Source organism: Imperialibacter sp. EC-SDR9, assembly GCF_902498805.1.
In the GTDB taxonomy this organism is placed as follows: Bacteria; Bacteroidota; Bacteroidia; order Cytophagales; family Cyclobacteriaceae; genus Imperialibacter.
In genome coordinates, this window is the sequence record NZ_LR701637.1 from 635,608 (window position 1) to 651,717 (window position 16,110).

The following is a 16,110-nucleotide window of genomic DNA, read 5'->3' on the forward strand; positions in this document are numbered from 1 at the left end:
TCCAGCAAAACTAAGCAAAACATTGGGGAGACTCGCAAGCTACCTGTTGGCATGGGGGACGTTAACTCTTTTCGGTACCACCGAAGCGATGTCGCAGGCATACACAATAAACATTCAACCTGCCGACTCACTGGCTCGTTATGCCCTAAGAGCCCTGGACAATAGAAAATTTACAGATTCTCTTCAGGTAGTTTCAACCCTTAACCAAATCACCTCGAAGCTCCGGCTCGACGGATACATCTTCGCTGATTTTCATGACCTACGTTGGAAAGGTGATACGGTCAACGGATTTCTGTCGGCAGGCAAAAGGCAATACTTGTCTCTCCGAAATGCCAACGACGGCAAACAATATTCCTCCTGGAACAACCTTCAAAGCAACGCAACATTCAACAAAGACCTTGAGTCTTACCTCAACAATGGCTATCCATTTGCCAGGCTTTACTTTAAAGAGGCTACATTTTCGTATGACACCCTTAGAGCCACGCTTGATGTTGAAAAGGGGCCGCAGATTGTTTTTGATTCACTTGTCGTGATTCAGAAGGGCAGAACAAAGACCAACTTCCTTCAAAAGTACCTTTTCATAGCTGAGGGCACCCCTTACTCGGAGAGGGCCTTTCAGGGCATCGCTTCAAGAATTAACAACAGCGGATATTTAAGAACCACGTCAAGCCCCCAGGTGGAGTTTTATGCTGGTAAGGCGAGAGTTAGTCTTGCTCTCGACGAATTGCATGTCAACCAAATTGATGGAGTCATTGGGTTTTTGCCGGATCAAAACTCCGAAACGGGCAAGCTGCTGCTAACCGGTCAGGTCGAAACCGACTTGCATAACCTCTTTGGAACTGGTAAACATGTGTATTTAAACTGGCAGAACTTCAATGTGGCTTCTCAAAAGCTGGACGTGGCCTACGATCATCCCGTGCTGCTTGGCTCGCCGCTCGATTTTCATGGTGGTTTTCAGCAGCTCAAACAAGACTCCTCTTTTGTCACCAGATCGGCCCAGGCTGGCTTTAAGCTTCCCATTGGCTATTTTCTGAAGTTTGGGTTTGGGCTAGACTTCAGACAAAACAGCCTGTTATCGGCTAATCGAATCAGTAGTACCGAGAAATTGGTCAATGCCGATAGCCGCTTGAACCAGTACCAGGTGGCTATAACTTATACTCAGCTTGATGACATGCTGCTGCCGTCAAAAGGCATGTCATCGGGACTGACAATTGGCGTTGGTCAAAAAGAGATAGTCAGAAATAGCATAGTCGATCCCGAGCTATACAATGATGTCCAGCTCAAATCAATCCAGGCGACCATTGAAGGATATCTCGAAAACTATTTGAAGCCGGCGAAGGCTGTTGTTTTCGCCCAGCAGGTGTATGTGGGCTCCATTCTCAACGACCAGGTTTTCAGGAATGACCTCTTCAGGTTCGGTGGTTTGAGAAGGCTTCGTGGGTTCAACGAAAATCAATTTTATAGCCAGCACTATGGCGTGGGAGTGGCTGAGCTCAGGTTTTTGTTTCAGGAGGAAAGCTATTTCGTCACATTTGCTGACCAGGGAATTATTAGCAGAGAAGCGGGCAGCTGGGTGTATGCTGCTGGGGTAGGAGGGGGCATGGTATTGAAAGTCAACAACGGGATTTTCAGACTGATGCTGGCGGTAGGAGGCACCAAAGGGCAGCCGATGGACGTAGCTCAGCCCAAAGTTCATTTCGGCTTTGTCAACCGGTTTTAGCAAGTGCGGCGCAGCAAGTTTCAGTTAAAAAACCCAAGTGTTTTGCTTATACAATTTAAGCTATCATTTTTGTGCCGATATGTTCGCCCATGAGTAACTACCGCTATCTGCTACTTCTTTTCTCTTTTTTTGTTTTGTGCGAAGCCACTGCACAGGACGGCGGTGCTACCCGACGAATTCAGGAGGAAAGGTGGTTTTACAGCACTGAATCCAATAGTTTTGAGCCTTCTTTCAAGGTGACCTCACCCGATCCGGCACTTGTCGGATTTTATATCCAGCTAAACGGAGATTACCTCCATTTTTTGAGAATATGTGCTCCGATTGGCACTGCCGTTTGGGTGGATAGCCAGCTTATACTTGGCGAAACACAGGAAGATTGCTTTCAGCTTGATTTGGGCGAATGGCGAAGCCAGTTTGCCAGGGATTCTGTTTTTGTTGTGCTGCACAAAGACACGGGTTTGCTGTCATCGGCTGACATAACTGCAATCGCTCATGAGGAAAGCGGCGGGACGAATGACAAAGTAATTCTTCCTGTCAAGCGTTCTATCGACAAGAGAGATCATTTTATACTTTTGTTTACAATAGCCTTCTTAGTCACTACGGGTTTCTTCCGGCTGCAGTTCTCTCGTATTTTCCGATCTTTTATCGACCTCAACAGGGTGCTAAGCTTCAGAGTAAGGGATGAAATGGTGAGCGGTTTCCGGCTTCTTTCCACTCCTTCCATCACCATACACATGCTGGTTAGTATGTTGGCCGCATTCTTTTTGACTATCGGCCAATCTTACCTGTCTCCGGAGGCTGTCGGCGCCCCAACGCTATCAAACTATATTAGCGAATGGGCTGTTTATGCATTGCTTATACTGGCATTCCTGTTGTCGAAGAGGTTCCTCATCCAAATTTTTGGAGAGATCTTCCAAATGAGAGGAGCCATCTACCTACAAGTTTTTGAATACCTCCGCACCATTTTTATACTGCTTAGTATCGCACTTTTCGTCTACGTGCTCTTTTTCTATCTTTTCGGAACAGCGTCACAGTGGCTTATTAGTAATATGGCCGGTTTTGCAATTGCCTTCCTAATTTCCGTTATGCTTTTAATGTTTTATAAATTAGCTTTTGAAACCCGCTATCAAAAACTTCATTTATTTTCATATCTTTGCGCCACCGAAATATTACCAGCGATTCTTTTGATCAAATGGATGTTTTTTTGATCGAAAGTGTAGCAGTCACTCAAAACAGGAAATAGCGCAGATATGATCTTGGAAGATAAGAGTAGGCTTAAAAAGGTATCAAGTATCTTAGTTTCTCAGCCAAAACCTTCTGACCCAAATTCCCCATACTTCAAACTTGCAGAGCAATATAATATTAAGGTTGACTTCAGGCCATTTATAAAAATTGAGCCAACCAATATTAAAGAGTTCAGGCAGCAGAAGGTGGATATTTTGGCACACACAGCCGTGATATTTACCAGCCGAAATGCGGTTGACCACTTTTTCAGGCTCGCTGCTGAAAGCAAGATTGAGATACCAGCTGACATGAAATATTTTTGTATTTCAGAACAAACAGCAAACTATCTTCAGAAGTACATCGTCATCAGGAAGAGAAAAATCTTTACAGGTCTTCGAACAGCAACTGACCTGATAGAGATTATTAAAAAGCACAAAAACGAAAAATACCTTTTCCCATGTTCCGACATAAGGAAGGAAGACATCCCTGTTTTTCTTGAGGAAAATGGTTACAAGTTTTCTGAGGCTATCATATACAAAACTGTAGCAAGCGACCTCTCCGATCTTGAGGATGTTTACTACGACATATTGGCCTTCTTTAGCCCATCGGGGATCAACTCACTGTTTGTCAACTTTAAGGATTTTAAGCAAAACGATACACGAATTGCAGTGTTTGGTCCTACGACAGCAAAGGCTGCCAGAGATGCGAACCTGGTGCTCGACATTGAAGCGCCTCTTCCCAATGCCCCTTCTATGACCGGCGCCATTGAGCTCTATATTAAAATGGCAAACGGATTAGCGTAGCTTCAGCTAAGGTTGGCAGGCTTTCAGGTTGTTGTAGAAAGTACTTTAGCTTTTACGCTAGTTTAACTACCTTAACGGCAACGAATAAGCTGCATGAGAAACAAATTGTTTTTTATTATTCTTCTGGCGGTTGCTGGTTACACGGCTTCCGCACAACAAGATGCTCATTTTAGCCACTACATGTTCAACCAGGCTCTTTATAACCCAGCCTGGCTGACGCAGGAGAAAAGTGGCTATGTGTCTGCCCTGCACCGAACGCAGTGGGCCGGTTACGCAACTTCTTTCGACGGATCCGGCGGTGCTCCTACCACACAGCAGTTCAACTTCGGTATGCCGCTGGCAACCGTGCCCGGTGCAGTTGGCGTAACAGCCATTCACGATCAGCTGGGGCCGTTGACCAACGTGCACCTGCAGTTTCTGGGAGCGTACTACAAAAACTTTAATCGGGGAAGGGTCAGCATAGGTCTTCGACCTTCATTGGTCATGCAAACCATAGACTTTGATCAGTGGAGATTTGTTGATCCGAATGACCCACTTAACAAGGGAGGCCGGGAGTCTCAGCTTAGGCCAGACCTTAGCTTCGGAGCCATGTATTCCAACACCGATTTTTATCTTGGAGTAGGCATCAACCATATTTTGTCGCCTTCTTTTGATTTTGGAATCGCACAAATAGAAAACAGGCTTGAAAGATCAGTTAACCTGATGGCCGGGTACTCCTTTAAGCCCACTTACAATCTGGAAGTGAGTCCAAGCGTTCTTGTCAGGTCTACCTTCAAAACATTTACTTTTGATGTAAGCGCCATTGCTACCTACCAAGATAAACTTTGGGGAGGCTTGGGCTTCAGGGAGTCTGAAGCTATGATTGTACTTCTGGGGTATAACTTCCTCAAAGACGGCATCTTGAAAGTCGGTTATTCTTTTGACTATGTAATTGAAAGCAGAGAGGCAAAACAGTCGACCTCTCACGAAGTTTTTGTCAGATACAAATTAGGTGGGCTCACAGGCGGCGGCGGAAAGAAAATCATCCGCACACCGAGGTTTAGGTTCTGATAGCGGAAGCTTTTTACTGCCCGAAGTGGATTATTTGTGAAACAAAACAGGGGTAATTAACGGAATTATTCTTTTTTTTGTTAAAATTGCGTTAACCGACTCTAAAAAAATTGGTATAAAAGACCTTAATGATAATATTTGTAAACTTTGTGTTGTTTTATAGTTGCAGGATTTTTTATAAACTAGGTGTTATGAATAAAAAGAGTGTTGTAAAAAACTTAGCTCTTCTGATTATTTTTGCTGTCGTTTCACAATCGTGTGGGCTACTTGGCCTTGGCGGTGGTGGGTATGACGACAGAGGAGAGCTTGTGGGTGTTCCTGACCGGGAAGGTTGGGAGATGACGATACCATTTGGAATGGTGTCAGTACCTCCGGGTACTTTTCACATGGGCCAGGCGGATGAAGATGTGGCTGCTACGCAGATCAACTTCAACAAGCAAATCACAATCGGTGGTTTTTACATGGACGATACTGAGATTACCAATAATGAGTATCGTCAGTTTGTTGTAGCAATGTCTGAGGGATCAGAAGTAGACATGCCAGAAGGTATTACGCTGGAAGATATCTATCCCGATACTGCTGTTTGGGTAAGAGATTACACACACCATATGGGCGACCCTATGATGGTGTACTATTGGTCTCACCCAGCCTTTGATAACTATCCTGTGGTAGGAGTCGATTGGGAATCTGCGCAAGCATTTTGCGACTGGAGAACAGAGCATCTAAATTCCTATCGGGCAGACCAGGGCTTATTCAGGATGCCTAACTTCAGGCTCCCATCTGAAGCTGAGTGGGAATATGCCTCAAGAGGTGGCAGAGATATGGCTAAGTATCCTTGGGGTAACCCATACATAAGAAATACGAAAGGATGTTTGTTAGCCAACTTTAAGCCAGGCAGAGGTAACTATTTCGATGATGGATTTGCTTACACAGCGCCCGTAGCAACGTTTTTTGCCAATGATTTCGGTCTTTACGACATGTCAGGCAACGTAGCCGAGTGGTGCGAAGATGCATTTGATGAGGCTTCAGTTCCGTTAGTGTGGGATCTGAACCCAACTTATAACGATGACAATGAACCTAGAAAAGTAATAAGAGGAGGATCGTGGAAAGACATCGCCTACTATCTTGAGACAGGTACAAGAACATTTGAATATAAGGACACTTCCAGAGCAAGTATAGGCTTCCGTTGTGCGATGACTTACCTCGGAAGGTCAGCTGGCAGTGAATTCTAAACACTAACCTAAACCCATTCTAAGAACTTAAATTTTTAAACAGATGAGCAAAAAAGGCGGATTTCAGGAGCTTCTCTTTTCAACAATAATGCCCAAAGTTTATGGTATTGGCGCTGCTGTCGTAATTGTCGGTGCCATGTTCAAAATCCTTCACCTTCCCGGTGCAAGTGAGATGTTGGGTATTGGACTTACCACAGAAGCAATTATTTTCTTTCTCAGTGCATTCGAACCGAAGCACAAGGAGGTAGACTGGTCAAAAGTTTATCCAGAGTTGGCTGACGACTTCGACGGTGGCCCGGCAAGACCCAGACCAGCTGCTGTTGCTGTGGGTGACGGAACAAGCCAGAAAATGGACAAAATTTTGGCAGAAGCTAAGATTGGCCCCGAGTTATTGGATAGTTTGGGTAAAGGCATGAGAGGTCTTGCAGACACGTCTAATAAGATGGCTGCATTAGGAGAAGCATCAGTTGCGACCAACGAGTACGCAAACAATGTGAAAGCCGCTTCTAAGTCGTTGACAGATATGAACAAAGCCTATGCTACTACAGCTACAGCTATGACAGAGATGGCCAACGCTTCAAAAGATGCTAAGGAATATCATTCTCAGGTTCAAAGCGTGACTAAGAACCTTAGTGCACTGAATGCAGTGTATGAGATGGAACTTCAGGATGCTAATACTCACCTGAAGGCGATGCAGAAGTTTTATTCAAACATAGGTACTGCCATGGAAAGCATTGCGCAGGCCGGTAAGGACACAGAGCAATTCAAAGGCGAATTGTCTAAACTTACAACGAATATTACGCAACTGAACAAAGTTTATGGCAACATGCTTACTGCCATGAAGGGTTAATTTATTTCTACTAACCACCAAAAAGTAAAACTATGGCTGGAGGGAAACAATCGCCGAGAGATAAGATGATCGGTATGATGTACCTGGTACTGACTGCGCTTCTGGCACTGCAGGTAAGTAATAGCGTACTAGAGAAATTTGTTCTTATTAATATGAGCCTTGAGGCGACTGTCGTAGAGAAGGTTGCGGGGAATGTAAGCACAATCGGCAGGATAGAAGCTGCTGTCACAGAATCAGGCGAAAGAGCTGACGACGTGGCGGTGCTCGAAAAAGCCAAGGCACTTCGGGAAGAGACCGAGAAAACGGTTCAGGAAGTTGAGGCGTATAAGAATCGACTCATCGAAATTACCGGAAACAAAGACGAGCATGGTCAACTTGTTGGCCAAAAGGATATTGATGCTGCCCCAGCCCTATTCATTAATGCGGGTGAAGGAGATGTGTTGAAAGAGAAGTTGAATAAATTCTCTGAATACCTTCGTCAAACTACTGGTGATGATTCATTCAAGGACATTGCTTTGGATGCCAAAGACGTGCCGGTATTCGCCAACGATCCCAATCAGAATACCAAGGGTTTTGCTGAGTTGAACTTTGGATCTAACACCCCAATGGTAGGCGCACTTGCCACACTTAGTCAACTTCAAATGGAATTGATTGACTCTGAGGCAAGGGCACTTGAGACACTTGCAAGACAAGTCGGTGCAGCGGATCTTAAATTTGATCAGATTGTTGCCATGGTTCGGCCAGAGTCAAATATTGTAGCTGCCGGGACTAAGTTCCGTGCTGAATTATTTATTGCGGCATCATCCTCGTCTGCTAACCCAACAATGACAATTGATGGGAGAGAGATCCCGGTAGTGGGTGGAATGGGTCAGGTAGAATTTACTGCTACGCCTGGAAACTACGTGAACGGACGTGCTGAGAAGTCGTTTGAAGCTGCTATCACAGTAAACTCAAGAGGAAAGGATACGACTTTCGTAAATACTGTTAAGTACTTCGTTTCAAAGCCAGTAATACAGGTGCAGTCAGCATCATTGTCAGCCTTGTATTTGAATTGTGGTAACGAACTGAATATTCAGGTGCCCGCAATGGGCGAAGCATATGATCCTTCATTTAATGTATCTGGTGGTACTGCCACAAAAGATCCTTCAAAGAAGGGCTTTGTTACAGTTGTGCCTCAGGCAGCAAAAGTGGACATAGCAGTATCGAGTGGCGGGAACTTGATTGGAACTGAAACTTTCACTGTAAAGAGAATACCCAAGCCTGAAATAGTTGTGTATGACCGTGGTAGAGCGGTTGATATGAAAATGGGTGTGGCTCAGCCACCAAGAGCGCTTCAATTGAGAGCTGAGCCTGATGAGTCTTTTCAGTCTTTGCTTCCGAACGACGCAAGATTCAGAGTGACCGACTCGGAAATTGCATTGGTAAGAGGTGCGAGAGCTGTTGTAGTTCGCCGATTCCAGGGGCCAGACATCAACCTGGCTGATATAGCTGGGCAGGCAAGGAGCGGCGATGCAATAGTGATTGACATTAAGCAAGTACAACGTATGAATTTCAAAGGCGCCACAGAGGACTTTAACAACTATGGCCCCAGAATTCTTACAGTTCGAATACAATAAATTATACAGGTATGAAAAAGTTTGTTTATGTAATTGGTTTTGTTCTGTTTATCGCAGCCCTCTCAATGGGAGAATTGCAGGCACAGGAGGCAAAACCGGGGTATAACCCAAACTCGGAATTTCCGGTACATGAATCTCAGATCATGTTCAAGAAGGAGTTGTGGTGGAGAATGGATTTGCGTGAAAAGCAAAACCAGCCTTTCTACGCTATTAACGGCGAATTGCCAACTCTTTTGATAAAGGCCGTAAAGGCAGGGTTGCTATTTCCCTATATGAATGATTCCCTTACGAATAGGATGGGAAAGGAAATGTTCCTGGAAAATCTGAAGATGCCTGAAGAGGGTGGTGGGTTGACTGAGGAGGAAAAAGCGATGGGCTTCGGTGCCGATTCCGGCGCTAGTGACTGGGGTGCCAGTGACTGGGGTGGAGGTGGTGCAGCTCCCGCTGGTGGTGGCGCAGCTGCTGCGGCTCCAGCTGCCTTGGAATTCAGTCCACGTGATTTTTCAATTTTTGAATTGCGTGAGGATTGGTATTTCGACAGGAACCGCTCAAGAATGTACCATGATATTCAGTCTATAAGCATGTTTTTGCCTGCTGATAAGAACCCTGCTTTGTATGAGAAGCCAATTGCTTCGTTTAGATACAAGGATATAGTGGATTTGTTTGCAACCATGCCTGACGAAGCTGTCTGGTACAACGCTCAGAACATGGCAGAGCATAGAAAGATGTCAGATGCTTTTTTGCTAAGGCTCTTTAGTGCTACGCTGGTGAAATATTCTAATCCTCAGGATCAGCGGATTATCGATGTGTATTCAAAGTCGCAAAAAGAGGGAGTTCTTGCTTCCCAGAGACTGGAGTATGAATTAGTAGATTTCGAAAATGAATTGTGGGAGTATTAATTACTTTCAGTATATAAAAAAAGGGGCTTCAGGCCCCTTTTTTGTTTGTGTCTGTTGACGTAAAGTGATCCTTAACGAGTAATGCCTTCTTTTGGCCAATTAGTTTCGAAAGTTCAGTAATAGAAGCCCGCTTAATTTTTTCTACTGATTTCAACTCACTTAGCAGGAGGCTTCTTGTCTTTTCACCAATGCCATCGATATCATCGAGAGCAGATTTAGTTTGAGTTTTAGACCTTTTGGCTCTGTGGAATGTGATGGCAAACCTATGAGCCTCATCACGCAGTTGCTGGATGATTTTGAGCGATTCTGATTTCTTGGCTAAGTGAATTGGAATAGAGTCTTCTGGATAATAGAGCTCTTCCAGTTTTTTGGCTATACCGATAATCGGTACTTTCCCATAAATACCCAGCTCTTTAAGAGAGCTGACCGCTGCACTTAGTTGGCCTTTACCTCCGTCGATGATGATCAGGTTGGCGAGAGGAAGATCTTCGTCAATAACTCTCTTGTACCTTCGGTAGACAATTTCACGCATGGATCCAAAGTCGTCAGGACCTACCACGGTTTTAATGTTGAAATGACGGTATTCCTTTTTGGCCGCCTTGCCATTGATAAAGCAGACCATAGAGGCCACCGGGTGCGTACCCTGAATATTGGAGTTGTCGAAACACTCTATTCTCATAGGTGTTTGCGTCAGCTTTAGATCCTCCTTCATTTGAAGGAGAACCCGGTTCTCCTTGGTTTGGCTTTGGAGCTTTTGATTGAAGCGTTCCTTTTTGAAGAAAAGGGCATTTTTTACAGACAGGTCAACCAGTTTCTTTTTGTCCCCTATTGCAGGTTGCGTTATGCTTAATGATTCGTCGTAAAGACTGACCTGTTTGTTGGTGAGGATTTCCTTGTTGCTGCTCTCGTACTTGCTGCGGAGGCTTACCATTAGCAATTGTAGTATTTCCTCATCAGTTTCGTCCAGCTTTCTTTTTATCTCCAGCGTGTCGGAAATATTGATAATGCCACCGTCCACCCTCATGTAGTTGACAAACGCTGAGGACTCATCTGACACCAGCGTAAATACATCTGTATTGGTAATCTTGTTGCTGACAATCAATGACTTTGACTGGAACTTTTCAAGTAGGTCTAGCTTGTTCTTAAACTTTTGCGCTTCTTCAAATGCCAGCTGCTCGGCTGCAGTTTGCATTCTCTCTTTGAAGTAGTTTCTCACAACAGATAGATTGCCTTTTAGCGCTTCTTTTGACTGATTGATTTCTTCCAGGTAGTCATTGTGATCCTGTAGCCCCTCGCAGGGCCCCAGGCAGTTCCCTAAATGGTATTCAAGGCAGACTTTGAATTTCTTTTTTCTTATGTTTTGAGGAGAGAGGTCGAAATTACAAGTTCTTATTTTGTAAAGCTGGCGAAGGAGCTGTAGCACATTCTTCATGGCCTTCACACTGGTGTAAGGGCCGAAATACTCGCCCTTGGACCTGTCTACTTTTCTGGTAGAGATAATCCTCGGAAATTGCTCTTTTAGGATGACGATGTAAGGGAAGGTTTTGTCGTCCTTGAGCAGGATATTGTATTTCGGCTGATTTTCCTTAATCAGGTTATTTTCAAGAAGTAGCGCATCGAACTCAGAATTGACGATAGTGAATTCTATTTCGGCAACCTCACTGACCATCTTGATGGTTTTGCGACTAAGCTGATTGGATCGGTTGAAATAGCTCGCCACCCGTTTTTTCAGGTCTTTTGCTTTACCTACATAAATGAGCTTGCCGTGTTTGTTCTTGAACCTGTAGACACCGGGGTCATGCGGAAGCAATAGAACATCTTCCGTCTTGTAAGAAGTCAGCGAAATTTCACCGGATGGCATGCCTTAAAAGATGTCGTCTTCTGATACCTTTTCAATATCAAGCCCCAGGGAATCGGCCTCTTGCGTGCGATCATGTTTTGAACAGTCAAGCTCCACTGAAAGGCCGTTAACAGGTTTTGGAAAGGCCCCCTTTTCGATTCCAAGATCGGGGTCGGCGTACACCTTTAGCATAAATTTATTCCAGATTGGCATGGCTGTTCTGGCACCTTGCCCCATAGCCCAGTTGCGAAAGTGAATACTCCTGTCATCTCCACCAACCCAGCCACCTGCAACGAGATCCTTGGTTACTCCCATGAACCAGCCATCGGAGGCGTTTTGTGTAGTACCTGTTTTTGCTCCAACTTGGTTATCTGCTTTTATTTCTCTTGAAAGGCCGCCACCGCTTCCATGAGGTTCTTCGGTGGCTCCTCGCAACATGTAGAGCATGGTGTAGGCAGTTTCCTCACTAAGGGCCTCCCGTGTTTGCGGAACAAAGTCTTGTAGCACTCTACCGTTCTCATCTTCAATACGGGTAATAAAGATGGGTTCTGTCCATACCCCCTGGTTCACGAAAGTGGAGTAAGCACCCACCATTTCATAAACGGAAACTTCGCCGCCAGCCCCCAAACACAATGCAGGAACAGCTGCCAATTCGCTTTGAATGCCGATGCGATGCGCATAGTCGACGACGGTCTGCGGCCCAAGTTTTTTCATCCAGTAGGCGGTAATCGTATTGACACTTTGTGCGAGGGCACTTCTGATGGTCATCATATTTCCTGTCGGGTTTCCCACAGCGTTGCTGGGTGTCCAGGTGGGTGGATCCTGCCCCGGGAAGGAAAAGGTGATGGGAGCATCGGCAACTTCATAGCAAGGGGAATAGCCATTATCTATGACAGCAGAATAAACGAAGGGCTTGATCGTCGAACCAGGCTGCCGTTTTCCCTGCATTACGTGGTCAAATTGAAAATATTTGTGATCTATTCCCCCGACCCAGGCTTTTATGTGGCCGGAATGTGGATCCATTGCCATGAAACCAGCCTGAAGAAAGTGCTTATAGTACTTTAGCGAGTCGTAAGCCGACATAAGAGTGTCAATTTCGCCATCCCAGCTAAATACTTTCATGGGCCTTTTCAGGTTAAGTAATATATCGACTGAATCAGCGTCCTTGCCGTATTCTTTTACCAGGCTTTTGTAATAGCTGGTTCTTTGCATGGTAGTTTCAATGAAGTTTTCCATTTCTGTTCCATCTTCATTGATCCAGGGGCTTCTTCCTTCAAGGTGCTTTATAAAGACCGACTGGAGGGTGTCCATATGCTCTCTCATCGACTCCTCTGCGTAGGCTTGCATACGGCTGTCAATGGTCGTATAAATCTTGAGACCATCTTCGAAAAGGTCATAGCCGTGCTGCGTGGTCCAGTCCATCAGGAAATTTCTTATGACGGTTCTGAAGTAGGTAGCGAGACCTTCATTGTGTCCATCAACCTTGTACTGTAGATCGAAATCTTTGGCTCTGAGAGAATCGTAGGCTACCTGATCGATTCGGTCGTATTTGCGAAGGTTGTATAGCACCTCATTCCTTTTGCGCATGGAGATTTCTGGGTTGAGGATCGGGCTGTACCTGGTTGGCGCATTGACCAGGCCTACGAGGAGTGCAGCCTCATGGTAGTTAATTTGTTTGGGCTCTTTATTGAAAAAGGTTTTGGCGGCTGCTTTAATTCCGAAGGCGTTGCTCCCAAACGGCACTGTGTTAAGGTACATTGCCAGAATTTCTTCCTTTGTGTAGTTCTTTTCCAGCTGCACCGCAATGATCCATTCTTTGAACTTCGTAATGATTTGCCCAAGGCCGGGTACACTATGCAGTTTGCCTTTGTTCTCCTGCTCAGTTTTATAAAGATTCTCTGCTAACTGCATCGTTATGGTGCTGCCGCCGCCGGCAAAGCTGAAAGTGAGTTTTCCAACGACCGCTCTTACGAGTGCTCGTAAGTCGATGCCGGAATGCTTACTGAATCTGAGATCTTCAGTTACAAGAAGCGTTTCTGTAAGTTCTCTGGAAAGCTCATCGTAAGTTACCGGAGTTCTGTTTTCTCTAAAGTATTTGCCAAGCAGCACATTGTCGGCTGAAAATAGCTGTGAGGCAGTTTCTTCTTCGGGATTTTCAAGGCTTTGAAGGCCGGGGAGTTCACCGAAAAGACCAAAGGAATTGTTTCCAATCATGTTAAAGAACACAGGAACACCAACCATTGTGCAAATGAAAACCACCCAGAGAGTGATCAATAGCCATTTGATTTTATTGCTCTTCATTAATAGTTATTGTTAAAGAAGGTTAAGTAAGCTTCCAGGTCTTTGGTTTGATAAAAAACGTTGAAGTTTTCTCTAGTGATTACGAAATTATAAAATTTTATGGTGCCATATTCGTTAAGCAGGCTATTGTTGCTATTGAAATTTTGATAAAACTCAGCCGCCTCTTTTTTACCGGGAAACGAGTTAACTAAAATCATCGATCTTCTGGCGTCAAGAATCAAATTACCGAGCGTTAGTCCCTGAATTTGCAGATTGGTTTTGATATAAGTGTCAACTTTCCCAGGGAGTTCGTCAGGCAATTTTCCGTCAGGCGGATAAATAATAACGAAGAAGTGGAGTTGATCGAACTCTTGTTTGAATTTTGCCTTTGCGCTATTGACCAGGTTTAGCTGGAAGTCATCGTATGCTTTCACGAGTGTTTTCGCATAAGGAATTAGCTCACTCTCGGAGTAGGTGGTGATAAAGTTGTTCAGCTCAAACTGGTATCTGTACACGTCGTCCAGCTTTGCAATCAGCATCACGTCCAGTAGCTTCATGTTGTCCGTAAAATCGTTATCGTCGTAAGTCAAAAGCCCCTCAGAAGTAATTTCTCTGGCTTTTTCGTACTCTCCCCGCTGATAATAGTTATATGCCTCTGCGTACATCTTCTGGAGCTTGGCTGACGCTAAGGAGCTCTCTTCCCGGTACCGTGGATTTACAATAAGCTTGGCAAAAATGGATTCTGGAAAACGGCTGATTAGCTGTCTTTCATAATCAGAGTAAATAGCACTGTCAAGCTCTTTGTAGATGAGATACAGTTCATATAGTGCCTCAGGGGCATGCTCAGAATCCGGGAATCTTACAATGAGGGTGTTGAACGTGATGCCGGCGTTATCCTTTTCCAGTAACTGGAAATTGTAGATGTTGCCAAGCTGGAAATGGGCTTCCTCCACTTTCGCAAGCGCCTCATTTTGTGCCTCTTCAGTCAATGGAAGTGTTTTTATCAAATCTTCCTTCGAAATAGAAGCAATTGCTTCGTCAGGATTAGCCTGCACCGTTTGTTTTGGTGCCTCGGCATCCCTTACCGTTGCTGCAATCTCTCCCTGCTTCACTGACCGCCTCCAGTTGTCAGCCAGAGGCCTGTTGCCCCAAACTCTGGCGAATTCCTGCCTGCCCTGACTGACGGCCGAAGCGCTGTAAAAGTACCAGGTGCCCTGCTGTTGCACATTAATTTCCCTACCCTGTGTTTGGAAGTTTACTGCCTGGCTTCCACGTCGTCCTTTCTTACTCTCAGCAATGGCTTTCTCTTTGTCTTCTGCTTCCTTGGCCTTGGCAGCGATGTAATCATCGAGGTACTTGTCCAGCTCATCTTCTGGCATTTTTGCAAGCGTTAGCAGGCTGTCCTGAGTTTCGATGATGGTTACCTGTTCAACAAAAGCAGTAAGGATTTCAAGTCGTTGACTCAGCGCTTCATAATTAGGTTCGTCTTTTGGAAGCACACTTAGGGTGCTGTCGTAGTAGTTTTGAGCGGTCTTGTATTTTTTGAAATGCTTGTAGTACACTTCGGCTAGCTGAAGGTACGAGTAGCCCTTCTGGCGAGGGTTAGACGTACTTGACTTGATGGAGTTGTTGTAGTTTTCAATAGCCTCATCATAATTCCCCTGCTTTAGCTCAAAGTTGGCCAGCTCGTAGTAAATCTTGTCTTTGAAGTCAATGTTTTTCTCGTCCTTCAAGAGCTTCCGAAAATACCTTCTCACAGTTTTGAGGTCATCCGAATTGGTGAGCTGGGTGACCGATGCCATGTTGAGCTTGGCATAAAAGGACAGCTCATAGGGAGGGTTGTTCTGTAGGCAGGACTGATAGTTTTCATAAGCCAGTGCATCAAATGTCAATTGCTGATACACCTGACCAATAATGAAATAGATTTTTGCCCTCTCGTCGTGATTGGTTTCGAGAGGAACCGCTTCGACCAGGTTTTTCACCATGTTATCGAGATCGTCGGTCAACTGATAATAACGGGACTTAAAAAGAGCGAACAGTCTTTTGTTGTCCTTGCTAAGTTTTTCTCTTTGCAGGTAGTCGATCACAGCGGTGGCGTTGTTGTACTCCCCGGCGTCAACAAATGTGCGAAAAAGCCAAACCAGCGCCAGGTGGCGGGTGTCCTTGTCTTTGCTCTTCACATTCACATACTTGAACGTCTCCACAGCATTTGGGAAATCGAGGCTAAAAAGCCGTGCCTTACCGACTGTGATGTAGCTGTCATCAACCCACTTACTGTTTTCATGCCGTTGAATAGCGATGGAAGCCTTCTTGACAACATCCTCTATCAGCTCCTCGTTAGCCTTGGAGAAAGACGAATCCATGAGAGGATAGATAGGTAAAATCCTGTTGTAATTTCTTTCGCCGTAATTAAGTAGATTTTGTTCAACTTCGAGGATTCGTTCTCTGGCGTAGAAATAGGCATTGTAGTGAGCAGTCGTATTATGATACACGTCGCCCACCGGAGTTATTTTGCTTCCTTTGCAGCCAATGAGGAAATAGGAGAAAAGAAGAAAACTGAGGAAATGGTATGGTAAAATACGTTGGGCCAACTGAA

11 protein-coding genes are annotated in these 16,110 nt (G+C 44.9%); 8 read left to right on the forward strand and 3 right to left on the reverse strand.

Annotation, left to right across the window (positions count from 1 at the left end; translation table 11 throughout):
• The first annotated feature begins 22 nt into the window (after positions 1 to 22).
• From GC130_RS27930 to gldN, 8 genes are all read left to right on the forward strand, one after another.
• Positions 23 to 1,720 (forward strand): BamA/TamA family outer membrane protein, encoded by a 1,698-nt coding sequence (locus GC130_RS27930; protein ID WP_193218045.1) that lies wholly within the window; start codon positions 23 to 25, stop codon positions 1,718 to 1,720.
• 89 nt (positions 1,721 to 1,809) lie between these two features.
• Positions 1,810 to 2,928 (forward strand): DUF4271 domain-containing protein, encoded by a 1,119-nt coding sequence (locus GC130_RS27935; RefSeq protein WP_152001658.1) that lies wholly within the window; start codon positions 1,810 to 1,812, stop codon positions 2,926 to 2,928.
• Between the two features lie 42 nt (positions 2,929 to 2,970).
• Positions 2,971 to 3,747, forward strand: coding sequence for a uroporphyrinogen-III synthase (locus tag GC130_RS27940; RefSeq protein WP_152001659.1), 777 nt, complete (start codon positions 2,971 to 2,973; stop codon positions 3,745 to 3,747).
• Between the two features lie 93 nt (positions 3,748 to 3,840).
• The gene (locus GC130_RS27945) at positions 3,841 to 4,797 is read left to right on the forward strand and encodes a type IX secretion system membrane protein PorP/SprF (protein ID WP_152001660.1); all 957 of its coding nucleotides are present in this window, start codon (positions 3,841 to 3,843) and stop codon (positions 4,795 to 4,797) included.
• Positions 4,798 to 4,988: 191 nt separating this feature from the next.
• Positions 4,989 to 6,029, forward strand: a complete 1,041-nt coding sequence (gene gldK, locus GC130_RS27950) for a gliding motility lipoprotein GldK (RefSeq protein WP_152001661.1) — start codon at positions 4,989 to 4,991, stop codon at positions 6,027 to 6,029.
• Between the two features lie 43 nt (positions 6,030 to 6,072).
• Positions 6,073 to 6,879 carry a gliding motility protein GldL gene (gene gldL, locus GC130_RS27955; protein WP_226940634.1) on the forward strand — a complete coding sequence of 269 codons (807 nt, stop codon included), beginning with the start codon at positions 6,073 to 6,075 and terminating at the stop codon, positions 6,877 to 6,879.
• A gap of 32 nt (positions 6,880 to 6,911) precedes the next feature.
• Positions 6,912 to 8,495, forward strand: coding sequence for a gliding motility protein GldM (gene gldM / locus GC130_RS27960; RefSeq protein ID WP_152001662.1), 1,584 nt, complete (start codon positions 6,912 to 6,914; stop codon positions 8,493 to 8,495).
• Positions 8,496 to 8,506: 11 nt separating this feature from the next.
• A complete protein-coding gene (gene gldN / locus GC130_RS27965) occupies positions 8,507 to 9,394 on the forward strand; it encodes a gliding motility protein GldN (protein ID WP_152001663.1) in 888 nt (295 codons plus the stop codon).
• A 28-nt stretch (positions 9,395 to 9,422) separates the two neighbouring features.
• On the opposite strand, the gene uvrC is transcribed toward gldN, so the two are convergent.
• From uvrC to GC130_RS27980, 3 genes are read right to left on the reverse strand one after another with little or no spacing between them, the layout of a single operon-like run.
• Positions 9,423 to 11,255 carry an excinuclease ABC subunit UvrC gene (gene uvrC, locus GC130_RS27970; RefSeq protein ID WP_152001664.1) on the reverse strand — a complete coding sequence of 611 codons (1,833 nt, stop codon included), beginning with the start codon at positions 11,253 to 11,255 and terminating at the stop codon, positions 9,423 to 9,425.
• Between the two features lie 3 nt (positions 11,256 to 11,258).
• Positions 11,259 to 13,535, reverse strand: coding sequence for a penicillin-binding protein 1A (locus GC130_RS27975; RefSeq protein WP_152001665.1), 2,277 nt, complete (start codon positions 13,533 to 13,535; stop codon positions 11,259 to 11,261).
• On the reverse strand, positions 13,535 to 16,105 hold the full coding sequence (locus tag GC130_RS27980; RefSeq protein WP_152001666.1) for a tetratricopeptide repeat protein: 2,571 nt from the start codon (positions 16,103 to 16,105) through the stop codon (positions 13,535 to 13,537). The genes GC130_RS27975 and GC130_RS27980 overlap by 1 nt, the downstream gene beginning before the upstream one ends.
• Positions 16,106 to 16,110: the final 5 nt, after the last annotated feature.

What these genes read in the sequence shown, in the direction of transcription:
- GC130_RS27940 (WP_152001659.1), top strand. Translation starts at nt 2,971, where the DNA reads ATGATCTTGGAAGATAAGAGTAGGCTTAAAAAGGTATCAAGTATCTTA.
- uvrC (WP_152001664.1), bottom strand. Translation starts at nt 11,255, where the DNA reads ATGCCATCCGGTGAAATTTCGCTGACTTCTTACAAGACGGAAGATGTT.
- GC130_RS27975 (WP_152001665.1), bottom strand. Translation starts at nt 13,535, where the DNA reads ATGAAGAGCAATAAAATCAAATGGCTATTGATCACTCTCTGGGTGGTT.
- gldL (WP_226940634.1), top strand. Translation starts at nt 6,073, where the DNA reads ATGAGCAAAAAAGGCGGATTTCAGGAGCTTCTCTTTTCAACAATAATG.
- gldN (WP_152001663.1), top strand. Translation starts at nt 8,507, where the DNA reads ATGAAAAAGTTTGTTTATGTAATTGGTTTTGTTCTGTTTATCGCAGCC.
- gldK (WP_152001661.1), top strand. Translation starts at nt 4,989, where the DNA reads ATGAATAAAAAGAGTGTTGTAAAAAACTTAGCTCTTCTGATTATTTTT.
- GC130_RS27945 (WP_152001660.1), top strand. Translation starts at nt 3,841, where the DNA reads ATGAGAAACAAATTGTTTTTTATTATTCTTCTGGCGGTTGCTGGTTAC.
- gldM (WP_152001662.1), top strand. Translation starts at nt 6,912, where the DNA reads ATGGCTGGAGGGAAACAATCGCCGAGAGATAAGATGATCGGTATGATG.
- GC130_RS27935 (WP_152001658.1), top strand. Translation starts at nt 1,810, where the DNA reads ATGAGTAACTACCGCTATCTGCTACTTCTTTTCTCTTTTTTTGTTTTG.